The 17,535-nt window shown below is 40.1% G+C and carries 26 protein-coding genes; all 26 read left to right on the top strand.

What is annotated here, in order from left to right; genetic code table 11:
* The first annotated feature begins 6 nt into the window (after nt 1–6).
* The 26 genes from rpoC (at nt 7) to rpmD (ending at nt 17,500) form a co-directional block, all read left to right on the top strand.
* Nucleotides 7–3,615 carry a DNA-directed RNA polymerase subunit beta' gene (rpoC, locus tag ACNQFZ_RS10750; RefSeq protein WP_458415205.1) on the top strand — a complete coding sequence of 1,203 codons (3,609 nt, stop codon included), beginning with the start codon at nt 7–9 and terminating at the stop codon, nt 3,613–3,615.
* 76 nt (nt 3,616–3,691) lie between these two features.
* Nucleotides 3,692–3,940 (top strand): 50S ribosomal protein L7ae-like protein, encoded by a 249-nt coding sequence (locus ACNQFZ_RS10745; protein WP_458415204.1) that lies wholly within the window; start codon nt 3,692–3,694, stop codon nt 3,938–3,940.
* 107 nt (nt 3,941–4,047) lie between these two features.
* Complete coding sequence (gene rpsL, locus ACNQFZ_RS10740) at nt 4,048–4,470, top strand: 30S ribosomal protein S12 (RefSeq protein ID WP_458415203.1); 423 nt, start codon at nt 4,048–4,050, stop codon at nt 4,468–4,470.
* Between the two features lie 46 nt (nt 4,471–4,516).
* A complete protein-coding gene (rpsG, locus tag ACNQFZ_RS10735) occupies nt 4,517–4,987 on the top strand; it encodes a 30S ribosomal protein S7 (RefSeq protein WP_458415202.1) in 471 nt (156 codons plus the stop codon).
* A gap of 45 nt (nt 4,988–5,032) precedes the next feature.
* The gene (gene fusA / locus ACNQFZ_RS10730; RefSeq protein ID WP_458415201.1) at nt 5,033–7,111 is read left to right on the top strand and encodes an elongation factor G; all 2,079 of its coding nucleotides are present in this window, start codon (nt 5,033–5,035) and stop codon (nt 7,109–7,111) included.
* Between the two features lie 121 nt (nt 7,112–7,232).
* Entirely contained in the window at nt 7,233–8,420 is a 1,188-nt protein-coding gene (tuf, locus tag ACNQFZ_RS10725; RefSeq protein ID WP_458415200.1) for an elongation factor Tu, read from the top strand.
* A gap of 366 nt (nt 8,421–8,786) precedes the next feature.
* Complete coding sequence (gene rpsJ, locus ACNQFZ_RS10720; protein WP_017754864.1) at nt 8,787–9,095, top strand: 30S ribosomal protein S10; 309 nt, start codon at nt 8,787–8,789, stop codon at nt 9,093–9,095.
* A gap of 40 nt (nt 9,096–9,135) precedes the next feature.
* Entirely contained in the window at nt 9,136–9,768 is a 633-nt protein-coding gene (gene rplC, locus ACNQFZ_RS10715; RefSeq protein ID WP_458415199.1) for a 50S ribosomal protein L3, read from the top strand.
* 24 nt (nt 9,769–9,792) lie between these two features.
* Nucleotides 9,793–10,416 carry a 50S ribosomal protein L4 gene (rplD, locus tag ACNQFZ_RS10710; protein WP_458415198.1) on the top strand — a complete coding sequence of 208 codons (624 nt, stop codon included), beginning with the start codon at nt 9,793–9,795 and terminating at the stop codon, nt 10,414–10,416.
* Nucleotides 10,416–10,703, top strand: a complete 288-nt coding sequence (gene rplW, locus ACNQFZ_RS10705; protein ID WP_458415197.1) for a 50S ribosomal protein L23 — start codon at nt 10,416–10,418, stop codon at nt 10,701–10,703. Before rplD ends, rplW begins: the two co-directional genes overlap by 1 nt.
* 26 nt (nt 10,704–10,729) lie before the next feature.
* Nucleotides 10,730–11,560 carry a 50S ribosomal protein L2 gene (rplB, locus tag ACNQFZ_RS10700; protein WP_458415196.1) on the top strand — a complete coding sequence of 277 codons (831 nt, stop codon included), beginning with the start codon at nt 10,730–10,732 and terminating at the stop codon, nt 11,558–11,560.
* Nucleotides 11,561–11,617: 57 nt separating this feature from the next.
* The gene (gene rpsS, locus ACNQFZ_RS10695; RefSeq protein WP_458415195.1) at nt 11,618–11,896 is read left to right on the top strand and encodes a 30S ribosomal protein S19; all 279 of its coding nucleotides are present in this window, start codon (nt 11,618–11,620) and stop codon (nt 11,894–11,896) included.
* Between the two features lie 18 nt (nt 11,897–11,914).
* Nucleotides 11,915–12,256 (top strand): 50S ribosomal protein L22, encoded by a 342-nt coding sequence (gene rplV, locus ACNQFZ_RS10690; RefSeq protein ID WP_458415194.1) that lies wholly within the window; start codon nt 11,915–11,917, stop codon nt 12,254–12,256.
* 12 nt (nt 12,257–12,268) lie between these two features.
* Nucleotides 12,269–12,937, top strand: coding sequence for a 30S ribosomal protein S3 (gene rpsC / locus ACNQFZ_RS10685; RefSeq protein ID WP_458415193.1), 669 nt, complete (start codon nt 12,269–12,271; stop codon nt 12,935–12,937).
* Entirely contained in the window at nt 12,937–13,371 is a 435-nt protein-coding gene (gene rplP / locus ACNQFZ_RS10680) for a 50S ribosomal protein L16 (protein WP_458415192.1), read from the top strand. Before rpsC ends, rplP begins: the two co-directional genes overlap by 1 nt.
* Complete coding sequence (gene rpmC / locus ACNQFZ_RS10675; RefSeq protein WP_003331721.1) at nt 13,361–13,564, top strand: 50S ribosomal protein L29; 204 nt, start codon at nt 13,361–13,363, stop codon at nt 13,562–13,564. The genes rplP and rpmC overlap by 11 nt, the downstream gene beginning before the upstream one ends.
* 20 nt (nt 13,565–13,584) lie before the next feature.
* The gene (gene rpsQ / locus ACNQFZ_RS10670) at nt 13,585–13,848 is read left to right on the top strand and encodes a 30S ribosomal protein S17 (RefSeq protein ID WP_458415191.1); all 264 of its coding nucleotides are present in this window, start codon (nt 13,585–13,587) and stop codon (nt 13,846–13,848) included.
* 47 nt (nt 13,849–13,895) lie between these two features.
* Nucleotides 13,896–14,264, top strand: a complete 369-nt coding sequence (rplN, locus tag ACNQFZ_RS10665) for a 50S ribosomal protein L14 (protein ID WP_458415190.1) — start codon at nt 13,896–13,898, stop codon at nt 14,262–14,264.
* Between the two features lie 37 nt (nt 14,265–14,301).
* Entirely contained in the window at nt 14,302–14,613 is a 312-nt protein-coding gene (gene rplX, locus ACNQFZ_RS10660; protein ID WP_458415189.1) for a 50S ribosomal protein L24, read from the top strand.
* Between the two features lie 27 nt (nt 14,614–14,640).
* Nucleotides 14,641–15,180 (top strand): 50S ribosomal protein L5, encoded by a 540-nt coding sequence (gene rplE, locus ACNQFZ_RS10655; protein ID WP_458415188.1) that lies wholly within the window; start codon nt 14,641–14,643, stop codon nt 15,178–15,180.
* 19 nt (nt 15,181–15,199) lie between these two features.
* Nucleotides 15,200–15,385, top strand: a complete 186-nt coding sequence (locus ACNQFZ_RS10650; protein WP_458415187.1) for a type Z 30S ribosomal protein S14 — start codon at nt 15,200–15,202, stop codon at nt 15,383–15,385.
* 29 nt (nt 15,386–15,414) lie between these two features.
* Nucleotides 15,415–15,813 carry a 30S ribosomal protein S8 gene (rpsH, locus tag ACNQFZ_RS10645; RefSeq protein WP_458415186.1) on the top strand — a complete coding sequence of 133 codons (399 nt, stop codon included), beginning with the start codon at nt 15,415–15,417 and terminating at the stop codon, nt 15,811–15,813.
* A 30-nt stretch (nt 15,814–15,843) separates the two neighbouring features.
* Nucleotides 15,844–16,383 (top strand): 50S ribosomal protein L6, encoded by a 540-nt coding sequence (gene rplF, locus ACNQFZ_RS10640; RefSeq protein WP_458415185.1) that lies wholly within the window; start codon nt 15,844–15,846, stop codon nt 16,381–16,383.
* A 35-nt stretch (nt 16,384–16,418) separates the two neighbouring features.
* A complete protein-coding gene (rplR, locus tag ACNQFZ_RS10635) occupies nt 16,419–16,781 on the top strand; it encodes a 50S ribosomal protein L18 (protein ID WP_458415184.1) in 363 nt (120 codons plus the stop codon).
* A gap of 23 nt (nt 16,782–16,804) precedes the next feature.
* Nucleotides 16,805–17,305, top strand: a complete 501-nt coding sequence (gene rpsE, locus ACNQFZ_RS10630) for a 30S ribosomal protein S5 (RefSeq protein WP_458415183.1) — start codon at nt 16,805–16,807, stop codon at nt 17,303–17,305.
* Between the two features lie 12 nt (nt 17,306–17,317).
* Nucleotides 17,318–17,500 (top strand): 50S ribosomal protein L30, encoded by a 183-nt coding sequence (gene rpmD, locus ACNQFZ_RS10625; protein WP_458415182.1) that lies wholly within the window; start codon nt 17,318–17,320, stop codon nt 17,498–17,500.
* Nucleotides 17,501–17,535: the final 35 nt, after the last annotated feature.

Raw genomic sequence — 17,535 nt, 5'->3', positions numbered from 1 at the left:
GCCCCTTTGCTAGATGTAAATAATTTTGAGTATATGAAAATTGGATTGGCTTCACCTGACAAAATTCGTTCATGGTCTTTCGGTGAGGTAAAAAAACCGGAAACAATCAATTATCGTACATTAAAACCAGAAAAAGATGGACTGTTTTGTGAGCGGATTTTTGGTCCGACAAAAGACTGGGAATGTCATTGCGGAAAGTATAAAAGAGTTCGATATAAAGGTGTTGTATGTGACCGTTGCGGCGTTGAGGTAACCCGTGCAAAGGTGCGCCGTGATCGTATGGGGCATATTGAGCTAGCTGCACCAGTGTCGCATATTTGGTATTTCAAGGGGATTCCAAGCCGTATGGGTTTGGCACTTGATATGTCACCTCGTGCCCTTGAAGAAGTTATTTATTTTGCTTCTTATGTTGTTACCGATACAGGAAATACAGCATTAGAAAAGAAACAACTACTCTCAGAGAAAGAGTATAGAACATACCGCGAAAAGTATGGCCAATCATTCCAAGCACAAATGGGTGCAGAGGCAATTCGTAAGCTATTACAAGATATTGATTTAGATAAAGAAGTGGATCAATTAAAAGAGGAATTGCGAACAGCACAAGGACAACGTCGTACTCGTGCAATTAAACGCCTTGAAGTTCTTGAGGCATTTCGCAACTCCGGTAATGACCCATCATGGATGGTTTTAGATGTTTTACCGGTTATCCCGCCAGAACTACGCCCAATGGTGCAACTTGATGGCGGTCGTTTCGCGACATCTGACCTAAATGATTTATATCGCCGTGTGATTAACCGTAATAATCGTTTGAAGCGTTTATTAGATTTAGGTGCTCCAAGTATTATTGTTCAAAATGAAAAAAGAATGCTGCAGGAAGCTGTTGATGCATTGATTGATAATGGCCGCCGCGGCCGTCCTGTAACAGGACCAGGAAATCGCCCATTGAAGTCATTATCACATATGTTAAAAGGTAAGCAGGGACGTTTCCGTCAAAATCTTTTAGGTAAACGTGTTGACTACTCTGGACGTTCTGTAATTGTTGTTGGTCCGAATCTAAAAATGTATCAATGTGGACTACCAAGAGAAATGGCCTTAGAATTGTTTAAGCCATTTGTAATGAAAGAACTTGTTGGAAAAGGCTTGGCGCATAATATTAAAAGTGCAAAGCGGAAAATTGAACGAGTTCAGCCAGAGGTATGGGATGTACTTGAAGAGGTAATTAAAGAGCATCCAGTTCTACTAAATCGCGCCCCTACACTTCACAGACTAGGAATTCAAGCATTTGAGCCTACTTTGGTAGAAGGACGGGCGATTCGTCTACATCCTCTAGTATGTACAGCATATAACGCTGACTTTGACGGTGACCAAATGGCGGTGCACGTACCACTATCTGCCGAGGCACAAGCCGAGGCAAGATTATTGATGCTAGCAGCCCAAAACATTTTGAATCCGAAAGATGGAAAGCCAGTTGTTACACCATCACAGGACATGGTACTAGGAAATTATTACTTAACGATTGAACGTGCCGGAGCCGTTGGTGAAGGTATGGTGTTCAAAGATACGAACGAAGCCCTTGTGGCATACAATAACGGATACGTTCATTTACACACACGTATCGCGGTAGCAGCAGGCTCTTTAAATAATTCAACATTTACTGCTGAGCAAAATGAATCGTTATTATTAACGACAGTGGGGAAATTGGTTTTCAACGAAATCCTGCCAAAATCATTCCCATACATTAATGAGCCTACGAAAGATAATCTAGAGGTGAAAACTCCTGAGAAATATTTTGTTCCAAAGGGAACAAATATTAAAGAAGAGATTACGAGTCGTGAACTAGTATCACCATTCAAGAAAAAATATCTTGGTAATATCATTGCTGAAGTATTTAAAAGATTCCATATTACTGAAACTTCAAAAATGCTAGACAGAATGAAGGATCTTGGGTTTAAGTACTCAACAAAGGCAGGTATTACAGTTGGCGTGGCTGACATTGTTGTATTACCAGAGAAGCAAGAAATCCTAGTCAAAGCTGAAGAAAAGATTGCTAATGTTATGAAGCAGTTCAGACGTGGTTTAATCACCGATGAAGAACGATATGATCGGGTTATCTCAATTTGGAGTTCAGCAAAGGATGAAATCCAAAAGAAATTGATGGATAGCTTGGATATAACAAACCCAATCTTCATGATGAGTGACTCAGGTGCCCGTGGTAACGCATCGAACTTTACACAGCTGGCAGGTATGCGCGGACTCATGGCCAACCCGGCTGGACGTATCATTGAGTTGCCGATTAAATCAAGTTTCCGTGAAGGGTTAACGGTATTAGAGTACTTTATCTCTACTCACGGTGCTCGTAAAGGTCTTGCGGATACAGCGTTGAAAACAGCTGACTCAGGTTATTTGACAAGACGTCTAGTTGACGTTGCCCAAGATGTTATCGTACGTGAGGATGACTGTAAAACAGACCGCGGCTTAACCGTTAGTGCGCTGAAAGAAGGAACAGAGGTCATTGAAACGTTGTATGAACGTTTGGTTGGTCGTACATCTTTCGAAACAGTAAAACATCCTGAAACAAATGAAGTGATTATAAACCGTAATGAACTGATTACTGAAGATATCGCGACAAGAATCGCGGATGCAGGCGTTGAACATGTCAAAATTCGATCAGCATTTACATGTGATACACGTGCTGGAGTATGTAAAAAATGTTATGGCCGCAACTTGGCAACAGGCCAAGATGTTGAAGTAGGCGAAGCAGTTGGTATTATCGCAGCACAATCCATCGGTGAGCCAGGAACACAGTTGACAATGCGTACATTCCATACCGGTGGTGTAGCAGGAGACGATATTACGCAAGGTTTACCGCGTATTCAAGAGCTATTTGAGGCTCGTAATCCAAAAGGTCAGGCTGTCATTTCAGAAATTCCTGGTATTGTATCACAGGTCAATGATGTGAAAGATAAACAAGAGATTGTTGTTCAAGGTGATGTTGAAAGCCGCTCTTACACTGCCCCTTATGGCTCTAGATTAAAGGTTTCTGAGGGAGACAGGGTAGTAGCAGGTCAGGAATTAACGGAAGGCTCCATCGATCCAAAAGAATTGTTAAAAGTTCGTGGTGTAGATGGTGTTCAAGAATATCTGCTTCGTGAAGTACAAAAAGTATATCGTATGCAAGGTGTAGAAATCGGCGATAAGCACGTTGAAGTAATGGTGCGCCAAATGCTACGCAAAGTACGGGTAGTGGATGCCGGAGACAGTGATGTGCTACCAGGTTCATTACTTGACATTCACCAGTTTAAAGAAGCAAACAGAACTGTTCTATTGCAAGGCGGACGTCCTGCTGTAGCTAGATCGGTTCTACTTGGTATTACAAAAGCGTCACTAGAAACTGAATCCTTCTTATCTGCGGCTTCATTCCAAGAAACAACAAGAGTATTAACAGATGCTGCAATCAAAGGTAAACGTGACGAGCTTTTAGGATTAAAAGAAAATGTTATTATCGGTAAACTTGTACCAGCAGGTACGGGAATGACAAGATACAGAAAAGTTAGATATGCAAAGGAAAATGAAGGGGAGCTTGTCGACGACAAAGATTTAATTTCTAAAGAATAAGTTGTTGACATTATTTCTCTGGAATGATATTATGACAAAGGTGTTTTAAAATAGATGCTTTGGAGGATATACCTATATGTCTTATGAAAAAGTATCACAGGCTAAAGAGATCGTTATTGGTTCGAAACAGACTCTTAAAGCCATTAAGGAAGATGAAGTATCCGAGGTCATCATAGCCGACGATGCCGATCGGCGTGTGACAAATAAAGTACTGCTGGCAGCAAAAGAAAATGGAATTCCTGTCGTAAAAGTAGATTCGATGAAGAAGCTTGGAAAAGCTTGTGGAATAGAAGTTGGAGCTGCAACAGTTGCTATAAAGGGCTAAAGATGTTTTTGTAGGGCGGTGTATGCCGCTCTATAAAAACATTGTTTTTGCTCAAAAAATGAACCACCTGGATATGTGGACATAAAAAAGAAGGGAGGAAACAAACTATGCCTACTATGAACCAATTAGTTCGTAAGGGACGCACAAGCAAAATCGTTAAATCAAAATCACCTGCGTTAAACAAAGGATATAACAGTATGAAGAAAGAGCAAACTGATCTTTCATCACCACAAAAACGCGGTGTTTGTACTCGTGTAGGAACTATGACTCCTAAGAAACCAAACTCAGCGTTACGTAAATATGCTCGTGTACGCTTAACAAATGGAATCGAGGTTACAGCTTATATTCCTGGTATCGGCCATAACCTACAAGAGCACAGCGTAGTATTAATCCGTGGCGGTCGTGTAAAAGACCTTCCGGGGGTACGTTACCATATCGTACGCGGCGCTTTAGATACTGCTGGTGTTAACAACCGTGCACAAGGCCGTTCTAAATATGGTACTAAGAGACCAAAAGCGGCTAAAAAATAACAACAAAGACTTTAAATAAATAATTATTTTGAAGGGAGGGTATCATATGCCACGTAAAGGTCCTGTAACACGTAGAGATGTTTTACCAGACCCAATTTACAATTCAAAGCTTATCACTCGCTTAATCAATCAAATTATGGTTGATGGTAAGAGAGGTAAGGCACAAACGATTCTTTATAATGCGTTTGATATCATGAAAGATCGTACTGGCAATGATCCAAAGGAAGTATTTGAACAAGCTCTTAAGAACATTATGCCTGTACTTGAGGTTCGTGCTCGCCGTGTTGGTGGTGCTAACTACCAAGTTCCTGTAGAAGTTCGTCCAGAGCGTCGTACTACTTTAGGTCTACGTTGGTTAGTGCAATATGCACGTAGCCGCGGTGAAAAGACAATGGAAGAACGTTTAGCTAACGAAATTCTTGATGCAGCTAATAATACTGGTGCATCTGTTAAGAAACGTGAAGATACTCATAAAATGGCAGAAGCAAACAAAGCGTTTGCTCATTATCGCTGGTAAAATAAACATACTAATTAATTTCCTAAAAAGGAAGGAGAAGTATAGATGGCAAGAGAGTTCTCCTTAGAAAATACTCGTAATATCGGTATCATGGCTCACATCGATGCCGGTAAGACAACAACTACAGAACGTATACTATTCTATACTGGCCGTATCCATAAGATCGGGGAAACTCACGAAGGAGCTTCTCAAATGGACTGGATGGAGCAAGAGCAAGAACGTGGTATCACTATCACTTCTGCTGCGACGACAGCTCAATGGAAAGGCCATCGTGTAAATATCATCGATACACCTGGACACGTAGACTTCACAGTAGAAGTTGAACGTTCACTTCGTGTATTAGATGGAGCGGTTACTGTATTGGATGCGCAATCTGGTGTAGAACCACAAACAGAAACAGTTTGGCGTCAAGCTACAACATATGGCGTTCCACGTATTGTATTTGTTAACAAAATGGATAAAATGGGTGCAGACTTCATATATTCCATTAAAACAATCCATGACCGTCTAGGCGCTAACGCAGTAGCAATTCAGCTTCCTATCGGATCTGAAGATGCTTTTTCAGGTATCATCGACTTAATTAAGATGAAAGCTGAAGTTTACGGTAATGACCTTGGAACTGATATTCGTGAAGAAGAAATTCCTGAAGATATGAAGGAACTAGCTGAAGAATATCGTGCAAAGTTAGTTGAAGCAGTGGCTGAGTTAGATGAAGAATTAATGATGAAGTATCTTGATGGCGAAGAATTGACAGAAGAAGAAATTAAGGCTGCAATTCGCAAAGGTACTATCAATGTTGAAATCTTCCCTGTAACTTGCGGCTCCGCATTTAAGAACAAAGGTGTTCAATTAATGCTAGACGCAGTTGTAGACTACTTACCAGCTCCAATAGATATTCCTGCTATTAAAGGAACTTTACCTGATACTGATGAAGAAGTACTTCGTCATTCAAGTGATGAAGAGCCTTTCTCAGCATTAGCGTTTAAGATTATGACTGACCCATATGTTGGTAAGTTAACATTCTTCCGCGTGTATTCAGGTATCTTGAATTCAGGATCATATGTATTAAACTCAACAAAAGGTAAGCGTGAACGTGTAGGTCGTATTCTACAAATGCACGCAAACCACCGTGAAGAAATCCCTCAAGTATATGCAGGGGATATCGCAGCGGCTGTTGGTTTAAAGGATACTACTACTGGTGATACTTTATGTGATGAAAAGAACACTGTTATCTTGGAATCAATGGAATTCCCAGAGCCAGTTATCTCATTGTCAGTTGAGCCTAAATCTAAAGCAGACCAAGACAAAATGGGACTTGCTTTACAAAAGCTTGCTGAAGAGGATCCTACTTTCCGTACAGAAACAAACCCAGAAACTGGCCAAACTATCATTTCAGGTATGGGTGAGCTTCACTTGGATATCATCGTTGATCGTATGAGACGTGAATTCAAAGTTGAAGCTAACGTGGGTGCACCACAAGTTTCTTACCGTGAGACATTCCGTCAAACTGCTGAGTGTGAAGGTAAATTTGTGCGTCAGTCAGGTGGACGTGGTCAATACGGTCACGTTTGGATTCGTTTCGAACCAAATGAAGAAGGTAAAGGTTTCGAATTTGTTAACGCAATCGTTGGTGGTGTAGTTCCAAGAGATTATGTACCTGCAATCCAATCAGGATTACAAGATGCATTACAGAACGGTGTCCTTGCTGGCTATCCGTTAATCGACGTTAAGGCAACATTATTCGATGGATCATACCATGATGTAGACTCAAGTGAAATGGCGTTTAAAGTAGCCGCTTCATTAGCGCTTAAAAACGCTAAAACAAAATGTAACCCAGTACTTCTTGAGCCAATGATGAAAGTTGAAATCGTTATTCCAGAAGAATACATGGGTGATATCATGGGTGACGTTACTTCACGCCGTGGTCGTGTTGAAGGTATGGAAGCTCGTGGTAATGCACAAGTAGTTCGTTCAATGGTTCCGCTATCTGAGATGTTTGGTTATGCGACTGCATTACGTTCAAACACTCAAGGCCGTGGTACTTACTCTATGCATTTCGATCATTATGAAGAAGTGCCTAAGTCAATTTCTGAAGAAATTATTAAGAAAAATACTGGTGCTTAATAGTTCCAGCATTGCATTAAATTAAATTTTATAGTAAGTTGGTTATTGGGAATTCACTGAATTCCCGTCCCTTACATATAGAAAACAATAAAATATTATAAATTCAAGGAGGAAATCTCTAATGGCAAAAGCTAAATTTGACCGTACAAAACCGCATGTTAACATCGGTACAATCGGACACGTTGACCATGGTAAAACTACTCTTACAGCTGCTATTACATCTGTTCTTGCTAAACAAGGTAAAGCTGAAGCTCGTGCATATGACCAAATCGATGGTGCTCCAGAAGAAAGAGAACGTGGAATCACAATCTCTACTGCACACGTAGAATACGAAACTGACAAGCGTCACTACGCACACGTTGACTGCCCAGGACACGCTGACTATGTTAAAAACATGATCACTGGTGCTGCGCAAATGGACGGTGGTATCCTAGTAGTATCTGCTACAGATGGTCCTATGCCACAAACACGTGAGCATATTCTATTATCTCGTCAAGTAGGTGTACCATACTTAGTTGTATTCATGAACAAGTGTGATATGGTTGATGACGAAGAATTATTAGAATTAGTAGAAATGGAAGTTCGTGACCTACTTTCTGAATATGACTTCCCAGGTGATGATATCCCTGTAATCAAAGGTTCTGCTCTTAAAGCTCTTGAAGGAGAAGCTGAGTGGGAAGAAAAAATTATCGAATTAATGGATGCAGTTGACAGCTACATTCCTGACCCAGTTCGTGACACTGATAAGCCTTTCATGATGCCAATTGAGGATGTATTCTCAATCACTGGTCGTGGTACAGTTGCTACAGGTCGCGTTGAGCGCGGTCAAGTTAAAGTTGGTGACGTAGTAGAGATCGTTGGTCTTGCTGAAGAGCCAAAGAGCACAACAGTAACTGGTGTAGAAATGTTCCGTAAGCTTCTTGATTATGCAGAAGCTGGAGACAACATCGGTGCATTACTTCGCGGTGTTGCACGTGATGATATCCAACGTGGTCAAGTACTTGCTAAGCCAGGTTCAATCACACCACACAAAACTTTCAAAGCTCAAGTATACGTATTATCAAAAGAAGAAGGTGGACGTCATACTCCATTCTTCTCAAACTATCGTCCACAATTCTACTTCCGTACAACTGACGTAACTGGAATCATCAAGTTACCAGAAGGTACTGAAATGGTAATGCCTGGAGATAACATCGAAATGACTGTAGAACTTATCACTACAGTTGCGATCGAAGAAGGAACTAAATTCTCAATTCGTGAAGGCGGACGTACAGTAGGCGCTGGTTCCGTATCTACAATCATTGAGTAATTTAAAATAAAGTAAAAAAGCAGTCGGCTCAAGCTGGCTGCTTTTTTATTTCATGAATAGTAAGACATTAATAGAAGTTCTTGTATTTCTTCTATCAATATGTATAATTGAAAAAGTGAGCAAAAGAATAAAAACGGAAATTGTTTGCTGATTCTGATTGTATCAGTTTTCAGTATGATTTTTTTCATTTAAAAATATATTTTTTCTTGCAATCAGTTGATAGTTTTTGTATAATAGTCAATGTTGGTCATTTACAGCTATGATGTGGAAGGTTGCTGACACACCCGGCCCCTTTGCCATGGCGAGTGTGAGGAAATTTCCACGGAGTATGTCTATTCTAAAATGGGCGAAAAAGGAGGGAAAATTATGGCAAAAGAAAAAATTCGTATTCGTTTAAAGGCTTACGATCACAGAATTCTTGATCAGTCAGCTGAAAAGATTGTGGAAACTGCAAAACGTTCTGGTGCAAATGTGTCTGGTCCGATTCCATTACCTACAGAGAAATCTGTATACACAATCCTACGTGCTGTACACAAATATAAAGATTCTCGTGAGCAATTTGAAATGCGTACTCATAAACGCTTGATTGATATTATCAATCCAACACCACAAACGGTTGATTCTTTAATGCGTTTAGACTTACCGTCTGGTGTAGACATCGAAATCAAACTTTAATTATAAAATAATAAATTACTATTTACAGGAGGTGTGACTAATGACCAAAGGAATCTTAGGTAGAAAAATCGGTATGACTCAGGTGTTTGCTGAAAACGGCGATTTAATTCCAGTAACGGTTATTCAAGCTGAGGCTAATATCGTGTTACAAAAGAAAACTGTTGATACAGACGGTTATGAAGCAATCCAATTAGGTTTTGCTGATAAAAAGGAATCACGCACAAATAAACCTGAAAAAGGTCATGCTGCAAAAGCTAATACAACTCCTAAGCGCTTCGTCCGTGAAATCCGCGGTATTAACGCTGGGGAATTTGAAGTTGGTCAGGAAGTCAAAGTTGATACATTTACAGAGGGAGAACTTGTAGACGTTACAGGGACTTCAAAAGGGAAAGGATTCCAAGGCTCTATTAAACGCCATAATCAATCCCGCGGCCCTATGGCCCATGGTTCTCGTTATCATCGTCGTCCTGGTTCAATGGGACCAGTTGCTCCAAACCGTGTATTCAAAGGTAAAATGTTACCTGGACAAATGGGCGGCGAGCAAATCACAGTTCAAAATCTTGAAATCGTAAAAGTTGACGTTGAACGCAACCTATTATTAGTAAAAGGTAATGTACCTGGAGCTAAAAAGAGTTATGTAAAAATCCTTAGTGCGATTAAGGGTAACAAATAATTGTTCAGAAAGGAGGAAAATTAGATGCCTAAAGTAGCACTTTATAATCAAGCAGGTTCACAAGTAGGTGAAATCGAGCTTTCTGATGCGGTTTTTGGTATTGAGCCAAACAACAATGTACTTTTTGATGCGATCCTTTTGCAACGCGCTTCTAGACGCCAAGGTACTCATAAAGTAAAGAACCGCTCTGAAGTAAGCGGTGGTGGTAGAAAGCCATGGCGCCAAAAAGGAACTGGTCGCGCACGCCAAGGTTCAATTCGTTCTCCACAATGGAGAGGTGGAGGTATTGTATTCGGTCCTCAACCAAGAAGCTATTCTTACAAGCTTCCAAGAAAAGTTCGTCGTTTAGCTATTAAATCAGCTCTATCTACAAAGGTGTTAGATAATGATTTAGTAGTACTAGAAAATTTAACTATTGAAGCACCAAAAACAAAAGACATGGTTCAAGTGTTAAATGCCTTATCACTAGATAAAAAGGTATTAGTTGTTACAGCTGATGCTGACCAAATGGTTGAATTATCTGCTCGTAATATTCCTGGTGTTACTGTTGTAGACGCTAATGGGGTAAATGTTTTGGATGTAATGAACCATGACAAAATGGTAATTACGAAAGATGCAGCTGAAAAAGTAGGGGAGGTGCTTGCATAATGAAAGATCCTCGTGATATTATTAAGCGCCCCGTGATAACTGAACGTTCTACTGAATTAATGGGTGAAAAAAAATACACATTTGAAGTAGATACAAGAGCAAACAAAACGGAAGTGAAACAGGCTATTGAAGCTATTTTTGGCGTTAAAGTTGAAAAAGTTAACGTACAAAATTACGACGGCAGATTTAAGCGTGTAGGCCGCTATGCTGGTACTACACCAAAGCGTAAGAAAGCAATTGTAAAATTAACTGCAGATAGCAAAGATTTAGAGATTTTCGAAGCATAAACAATTAGTGAAGGAGGGAAACCGAAATGGCGATTAAAAAGTATAATCCTACGTCTAATGGTCGTCGTGGCATGACAGCTCTTGATTTTGCGGAAATCACAACTGATACACCGGAAAAGTCATTGCTTGCTCCACTACCTAAAAAAGCAGGACGTAATAACCAAGGTAAAATCACAACACGCCATAAAGGTGGCGGTCATAAGCGTCAATATCGTGTAATCGATTTTAAACGCGATAAAGACGGAATACCAGGACGCGTTGCTACAATCGAGTACGATCCAAACCGTACAGCAAACATCGCGTTAATCAACTATGTTGATGGTGAAAAACGTTATATCCTTGCGCCAAAAGGTTTACAAGTTGGTCAGGAGATTTATTCAGGACCTGAGGCTGATATTAAAGTTGGTAATGCATTACCACTTTCAAATATCCCAGTTGGTACAGTAATTCATAATATTGAGTTGAAACCAGGTGGAGGCGGACAATTAGTACGTTCTGCTGGTGCTGAAGCTCAAGTATTAGGTAAAGAAGGCAAATATGTATTAGTACGTTTAGTGTCTGGTGAAGTTCGTCAAATTCTCGCTACTTGCCGTGCAACAGTAGGTCAAGTGGGTAACCTAGAACACGAACTAGTAAACGTTGGTAAAGCAGGTCGTTCTCGTTGGTTAGGCATTCGCCCAACTGTTCGTGGATCTGTAATGAACCCTAACGATCACCCACACGGTGGTGGTGAAGGTAAAGCACCTATCGGACGTAAATCTCCAATGTCACCTTGGGGTAAACCAACACTTGGAGCTAAAACTCGTAAGAAAAATAAAGCGTCAGACAAATTTATTGTTCGTCGTCGCAAAAAATAACGGGATTGTACTGCGGTTCATTAGAACCGTGGCGCAGTCGCGAAGGGAGGTCAATTCATGGGTCGCAGCTTGAAAAAAGGGCCATTTGTCGATGATCATTTAATGAAGAAAGTTGAGGCAATGAACGAAACAACTAAGAAACAAGTAATTAAAACTTGGTCACGTCGTTCTACAATTTTCCCTGAGTTTATCGGGCATACAATCGCTGTTTATGATGGACGTAAACATGTTCCAGTTTTCGTAACTGAGGATATGGTTGGTCATAAGTTAGGCGAATTTGCTCCTACCCGCACGTATAAAGGTCATGCGGATGACGATAAGAAAACAAGACGTTAGTAGAGAGGAGGTACAGGAATGGAAGTGAAACAAGCGAAATCTGTTGCGAGAACTGTCCGTATTGCTCCTCGTAAGGCTCGTATTGTGATCGATTTAATTCGAGGTAAGCAAGTAGGTGAAGCAATTGCTATTCTTCGCCTAACACAAAGAGCAGCTTCTCCTGTTATTGAAAAAGTATTAAAATCAGCGATTGCTAACGCTGAACACAACTACGAAATGAATGTAAATAACTTAGTTATTTCACAAGCATTTGTAGATGAAGGTCCAACTTTAAAACGTTTCCGTCCACGTGCGCAAGGACGTGCAAGTGCTATTAACAAACGTACTAGCCACATTACAGTTGTGGTATCTGAAAAGTAAGGAGGGATAGTAGTGGGTCAAAAAGTAAATCCTAACGGACTTCGCGTTGGTATAATCCGTGACTGGGAATCAAGATGGTTTGCTGGTAAAGATTATGCTGATCTATTACATGAAGATATTAAAATCCGTGAATATATTAGTAAACGTTTATCTGACGCAGCTGTTTCAAAAATTGAAATTGAACGCGCTGCAAATCGTGTGAATATCGCAATCCATACTGCTAAGCCAGGTATGGTTATTGGTAAGGGTGGAACAGAAGTAGAAGCACTTCGTAAAGCTCTTAATGAGTTAACTCAAAAACGTGTTCACATTAACATTATGGAAGTTAAAAAAGCGGATATCGATGCAACATTAGTTGCTGAAAATATTGCTCGTCAATTAGAAAATCGTGTATCATTCCGTCGTGCGCAGAAGCAAGCTATTCAACGTGCAATGCGTGCTGGTGCAAAAGGTATCAGAACAATGGTATCTGGACGCCTTGGCGGTGCTGATATCGCTCGTTCTGAACACTATAGTGAAGGCACTGTGCCACTTCATACTTTACGTGCAGACATTGATTATGGAACTGCAGAAGCTGACACTACTTACGGTAAGTTAGGTGTTAAAGTATGGATCTACCGTGGTGAAGTTCTTCCTACTAAGAAAAGAGCAACGAAAGATGAGGAAGGAGGAAACCAATAATGTTATTACCTAAACGCGTGAAGTACCGTAGAGAGCACCGCGGAAATATGCGTGGTCGCGCTAAAGGTGGTACTGAAGTACATTTCGGTGAGTTCGGTTTACAATCGCTTGAAGGATCTTGGATTTCCAACCGCCAAATCGAAGCTGCTCGTCGTGCGATGACACGTTATATGAAACGTGGCGGTAAAGTTTGGATTAAAATCTTCCCTTCTAAGCCTTTTACAGCAAAACCATTAGAAGTACGTATGGGATCTGGTAAAGGTGCTCCTGAAGGTTGGGTAGCGGTTGTAAAACCAGGAAAAGTAATGTTTGAAATTGCAGGTGTACCTGAAGAAGTGGCTCGTGAGGCTCTAAGACTTGCAGCACATAAGTTACCTGTTAAATGTAAATTTGTAAAACGCGAAGATATTGGTGGTGAAACTAATGAAGGCTAATGAAATCCGTGATTTAACCACTGCCGAAGTTGAACAAAAAGTAAAATCTTTAAAAGAAGAATTATTTAACCTTCGTTTCCAGCTTGCGACTGGACAATTAGAAAACACTACTCGTATTCGTGAGGTACGCAAGGCGATTGCTCGTATGAAGACGATTATTCGCGAAAGAGAACTTGGTGTTAACAATCGATAATCGAGAGGAGGTTAGCGTAAATGAGTGAACGCAACCAACGTAAGGTATATGTAGGTCGTGTTGTATCCGACAAAATGGATAAAACGATCACAGTAGTAGTTGAAACTTACAAAAAACATTCACTATACGGCAAGCGTGTTAAATACTCTAAAAAGTATAAGGCTCATGATGAAAACAACCAAGCTAAAGTTGGCGATGTCGTAAAAATCATGGAGACTCGTCCTCTTTCAGCTACAAAACGATTCCGTTTAGTTGAAGTTGTAGAAGAAGCAGTAATAATCTAATTTACAGGTTCGGTAAAACTAAGTGTTCCGAAAGGAGGTACTAATCGATGATTCAATCAGAATCTCGTTTAAAAGTGGCTGACAACTCAGGTGCACGTGAGGTTTTAACAATTAAAGTTCTTGGTGGTTCAGGCAAGAAGACAGCTAATATCGGTGACGTTATTGTGTGTACTGTCAAGCAAGCAACACCAGGAGGCGTTGTCAAAAAAGGCGACGTTGTTAAAGCTGTAATCGTACGTACTAAGAGTGGTGCACGTCGTTCAGACGGTTCATATATCCGCTTTGATGAAAATGCATGTGTAATCATTCGTGACGATAAGAGTCCACGTGGAACTCGTATCTTTGGCCCAGTGGCACGTGAATTACGTGAAAGAAACTTTATGAAAATTGTTTCATTAGCTCCAGAAGTACTATAAAGATCTTATTATTAGCCTTGAAGGAGGTGTCTATAAGATGCATGTAAAAAAAGGTGATAAGGTACAAGTGATCTCTGGTAAAGACAAAGGCAAACAAGGTATTATCCTTGAAGCATTTCCAAAAAAGGATCGTGTCTTAGTAGAAGGTGTGAATGTTATTAAAAAGCACTCAAAGCCTTCTCAATTGAATCCACAAGGTGGAATCATTAGCCAAGAGGCACCTATTCATGTATCAAATGTAATGCCAATCGATCCAAAGACTGGCAATCCTACTCGTGTAGGTTACAAAGTTGTTGATGGTAAGAAAGTTCGTATTGCAAAAAAATCAGGTGAAGCTTTAGATAAATAGATTTTTTAAGAAAGGAGGTCGCGACTCGTGAATCGCCTAAAAGAGAAATTTAATAAAGAAGTAGTTTCTGCTTTAATGAGCAAATTTAATTATACATCTGTAATGCAAGCACCTAAAATTGAAAAGATCGTAATCAACATGGGTGTGGGTGACGCAGTACAAAATTCAAAAGCATTAGATAATGCTGTTGAAGAATTAGCTGCAATTACAGGTCAAAAACCTGTAGTAACAAGAGCAAAAAAATCAATCGCAGGCTTCAGACTACGTGAAGGAATGCCTATCGGTGCGAAGGTTACACTCCGCGGTGAGCGTATGTATGAATTCCTTGATAAATTAGTTTCAGTTTCTTTACCTCGTGTACGTGACTTTAGAGGTGTTTCTAAGAAGTCATTTGATGGCCGTGGTAACTATACACTAGGTATCAAAGAACAATTGATTTTCCCTGAAATTGATTACGATAAAGTTTCTAAAGTTCGTGGTATGGACATTGTTATCGTAACTACTGCTAATACAGATGAAGAAGCTCGTGAGTTATTAACTCAAATGGGTATGCCGTTTCAAAAGTAATTAAAGAGGAGGGAAATTCGTGGCCAAGAAATCAATGATCGTTAAGCAAAAACGCACACAAAAGTATGGTGTACGTGAATATACTCGCTGTGAACGCTGTGGTCGTCCACATTCAGTATTACGTAAATTCAAACTTTGCCGTATTTGTTTCCGTGAATTAGCTTACGCAGGTCAAATCCCTGGTGTTAAAAAAGCAAGTTGGTAAACCCTTAATTTGGGAAGGAGGTAAATTACATGGTTATGACTGATCCAATTGCAGATATGCTTACTCGCATCCGTAATGCGAATATGGTACGTCACGAGAAGCTTGAAATTCCTGCATCTAAACTTAAAAGAGAGATTGCTGAAATTTTAAAGCGTGAAGGCTTTGTACGTGACGTTGAATATATCGAAGATAATAAACAAGGAATTATCCGTATCTTCTTGAAGTACGGCTCAAACAACGAGCGTGTAATCACTGGCTTGAAACGTATTAGTAAGCCTGGTTTACGTGTATATGCTAAAGCTAATGAAGTACCTCGCGTCCTAAATGGCCTTGGCATTGCGATTGTTTCTACATCTAGCGGTGTAGTAACTGATAAAGATGCTCGTGCAAAACAAATTGGCGGAGAAATCCTAGCATACGTTTGGTAAGAACTTTTTTGATGAATGGAGGTGCAACAGATGTCTCGTATTGGTAAGAAACCACTTGAGATTCCACAAGGCGTTACTTTAACAAACAATGGTAACGTAATTACAATTAAAGGACCAAAAGGCGAGTTAACTCGTGCTTTTCATCCTGATATGAATATTAAAGTAGAGGATAATGTTCTTACTGTAGAACGTCCTTCTGACGAAAAGGAACACCGTTCACTACACGGTACTACACGTAGTATCCTAGGTAATATGGTTGAAGGTGTTACAAAGGGCTATGAAAGAGGTCTTGAATTAATCGGTGTTGGTTACCGTGCTACTAAGTCTGGTAACAAACTTGTTCTTAACGTTGGATATTCACATCCAGTAGAAATTCAACCTGAAGCTGGTATTGAAATCGAAGTTCCTTCTAACACTAAAATCGTTGTTAAAGGAATTGATAAAGAGCGTGTAGGAGCAGTTGCTGCAAATATCCGCGCTGTACGTTCACCAGAGCCATATAAAGGTAAAGGTATTCGTTACGAAGGCGAATTTGTACGTCGTAAGGAAGGTAAAACTGCTAAGAAATAACGCTTCTTAGAGTAAAAGAAAGGAGTGAATCCAGAATGATTACGAAAGCTGACAAAAATGCTGTCCGTAAAAAGAGACATGCTCGTGTACGTGCAAAAGTAAGCGGAACTGCTGAACGTCCACGTTTAAATGTGTATCGCTCAAATCAGCATATCTATGCTCAATTAATCGATGATGTAAATCATGTTACTTTAGCAAGTGCGTCTACTGTTGAAAAAGATTTAAATCTTGAATCAACTGGAAATATTGAAGCAGCTCAAAAGATCGGTGAATTAGTTGCTCAACGTGGTATTGAAAAAGGCGTGAAAGAAATAGTATTTGACCGTGGTGGCTACTTATATCATGGAAAAATTAAGGCTTTAGCAGAGTCTGCTCGTGAAGCTGGTCTTGAATTCTAAGAATAAAGGAGGGAAATGAATTAATGCGTCTTATTGATCCAAATAAATTAGAGCTTGAAGAGCGTGTCGTAACGGTTAACCGTGTGGCAAAAGTGGTTAAGGGTGGTCGTCGCTTCCGCTTCGCTGCACTAGTCGTTGTTGGTGATAAAAATGGTCATGTTGGTTTCGGCACTGGAAAAGCACAAGAAGTTCCAGATGCAATTCGTAAAGCAATTGAAGATGCGAAGAAAAACTTAATCAATGTGCCAATCATTGGTACTACAATACCACATGATGTTATCGGAAGATTTGGTGCCGGTAATGTATTATTAAAGCCTGCTGCTGAAGGTACTGGCGTTATCGCTGGTGGCCCTGTTCGTGCGGTACTAGAATTAGCTGGTGTAGGTGATATCCTTTCTAAATCGTTAGGATCTAACACTCCGGTAAATATGGTACGTGCAACTATTGAAGGGTTAAAAGATTTAAAACGTGCAAATGAAGTTGCAAAGTTACGTGGCAAAACGGTAGAAGAACTGTTAGGATAAGGAGGGAAAATAATGGCTAATAAACTTCAAATCACCCTCAAACGCAGTGTTATTGGTCGTCCACAAGACCAAAGAGCTACTGTACAAACTTTAGGATTACGTAAAATACATCAAACAGTTGTTCACGAAGATAACGCAGCAATTCGTGGAATGATTAATAAAGTATCACATTTAGTAAAAGTAGAAGAAGTATAATAATTAAAGTTGATTAAAAGAGGAGGTGCAAGAGA

The organism is Schinkia acidoalkalinis (assembly GCF_054301215.1).
The sequence above is the reverse complement of the archived record's forward strand: the minus strand, read 5'-3'. Positions and strand labels throughout refer to the sequence as shown.

Coding starts and splice junctions, on each gene's coding strand:
- rplB (WP_458415196.1), top strand. CDS start 10,730: ATGGCGATTAAAAAGTATAATCCTACGTCTAATGGTCGTCGTGGCATG.
- rpmC (WP_003331721.1), top strand. CDS start 13,361: ATGAAGGCTAATGAAATCCGTGATTTAACCACTGCCGAAGTTGAACAA.
- rpsJ (WP_017754864.1), top strand. CDS start 8,787: ATGGCAAAAGAAAAAATTCGTATTCGTTTAAAGGCTTACGATCACAGA.
- rplW (WP_458415197.1), top strand. CDS start 10,416: ATGAAAGATCCTCGTGATATTATTAAGCGCCCCGTGATAACTGAACGT.
- rplN (WP_458415190.1), top strand. CDS start 13,896: ATGATTCAATCAGAATCTCGTTTAAAAGTGGCTGACAACTCAGGTGCA.
- rplX (WP_458415189.1), top strand. CDS start 14,302: ATGCATGTAAAAAAAGGTGATAAGGTACAAGTGATCTCTGGTAAAGAC.
- rplR (WP_458415184.1), top strand. CDS start 16,419: ATGATTACGAAAGCTGACAAAAATGCTGTCCGTAAAAAGAGACATGCT.
- rpsL (WP_458415203.1), top strand. CDS start 4,048: ATGCCTACTATGAACCAATTAGTTCGTAAGGGACGCACAAGCAAAATC.
- rplC (WP_458415199.1), top strand. CDS start 9,136: ATGACCAAAGGAATCTTAGGTAGAAAAATCGGTATGACTCAGGTGTTT.
- rpsQ (WP_458415191.1), top strand. CDS start 13,585: ATGAGTGAACGCAACCAACGTAAGGTATATGTAGGTCGTGTTGTATCC.
- rpmD (WP_458415182.1), top strand. CDS start 17,318: ATGGCTAATAAACTTCAAATCACCCTCAAACGCAGTGTTATTGGTCGT.
- ACNQFZ_RS10745 (WP_458415204.1), top strand. CDS start 3,692: ATGTCTTATGAAAAAGTATCACAGGCTAAAGAGATCGTTATTGGTTCG.
- rpsS (WP_458415195.1), top strand. CDS start 11,618: ATGGGTCGCAGCTTGAAAAAAGGGCCATTTGTCGATGATCATTTAATG.
- rpsH (WP_458415186.1), top strand. CDS start 15,415: ATGGTTATGACTGATCCAATTGCAGATATGCTTACTCGCATCCGTAAT.
- fusA (WP_458415201.1), top strand. CDS start 5,033: ATGGCAAGAGAGTTCTCCTTAGAAAATACTCGTAATATCGGTATCATG.
- rplF (WP_458415185.1), top strand. CDS start 15,844: ATGTCTCGTATTGGTAAGAAACCACTTGAGATTCCACAAGGCGTTACT.
- rplP (WP_458415192.1), top strand. CDS start 12,937: ATGTTATTACCTAAACGCGTGAAGTACCGTAGAGAGCACCGCGGAAAT.
- tuf (WP_458415200.1), top strand. CDS start 7,233: ATGGCAAAAGCTAAATTTGACCGTACAAAACCGCATGTTAACATCGGT.
- rpsE (WP_458415183.1), top strand. CDS start 16,805: ATGCGTCTTATTGATCCAAATAAATTAGAGCTTGAAGAGCGTGTCGTA.
- rplV (WP_458415194.1), top strand. CDS start 11,915: ATGGAAGTGAAACAAGCGAAATCTGTTGCGAGAACTGTCCGTATTGCT.
- rpsG (WP_458415202.1), top strand. CDS start 4,517: ATGCCACGTAAAGGTCCTGTAACACGTAGAGATGTTTTACCAGACCCA.
- rplD (WP_458415198.1), top strand. CDS start 9,793: ATGCCTAAAGTAGCACTTTATAATCAAGCAGGTTCACAAGTAGGTGAA.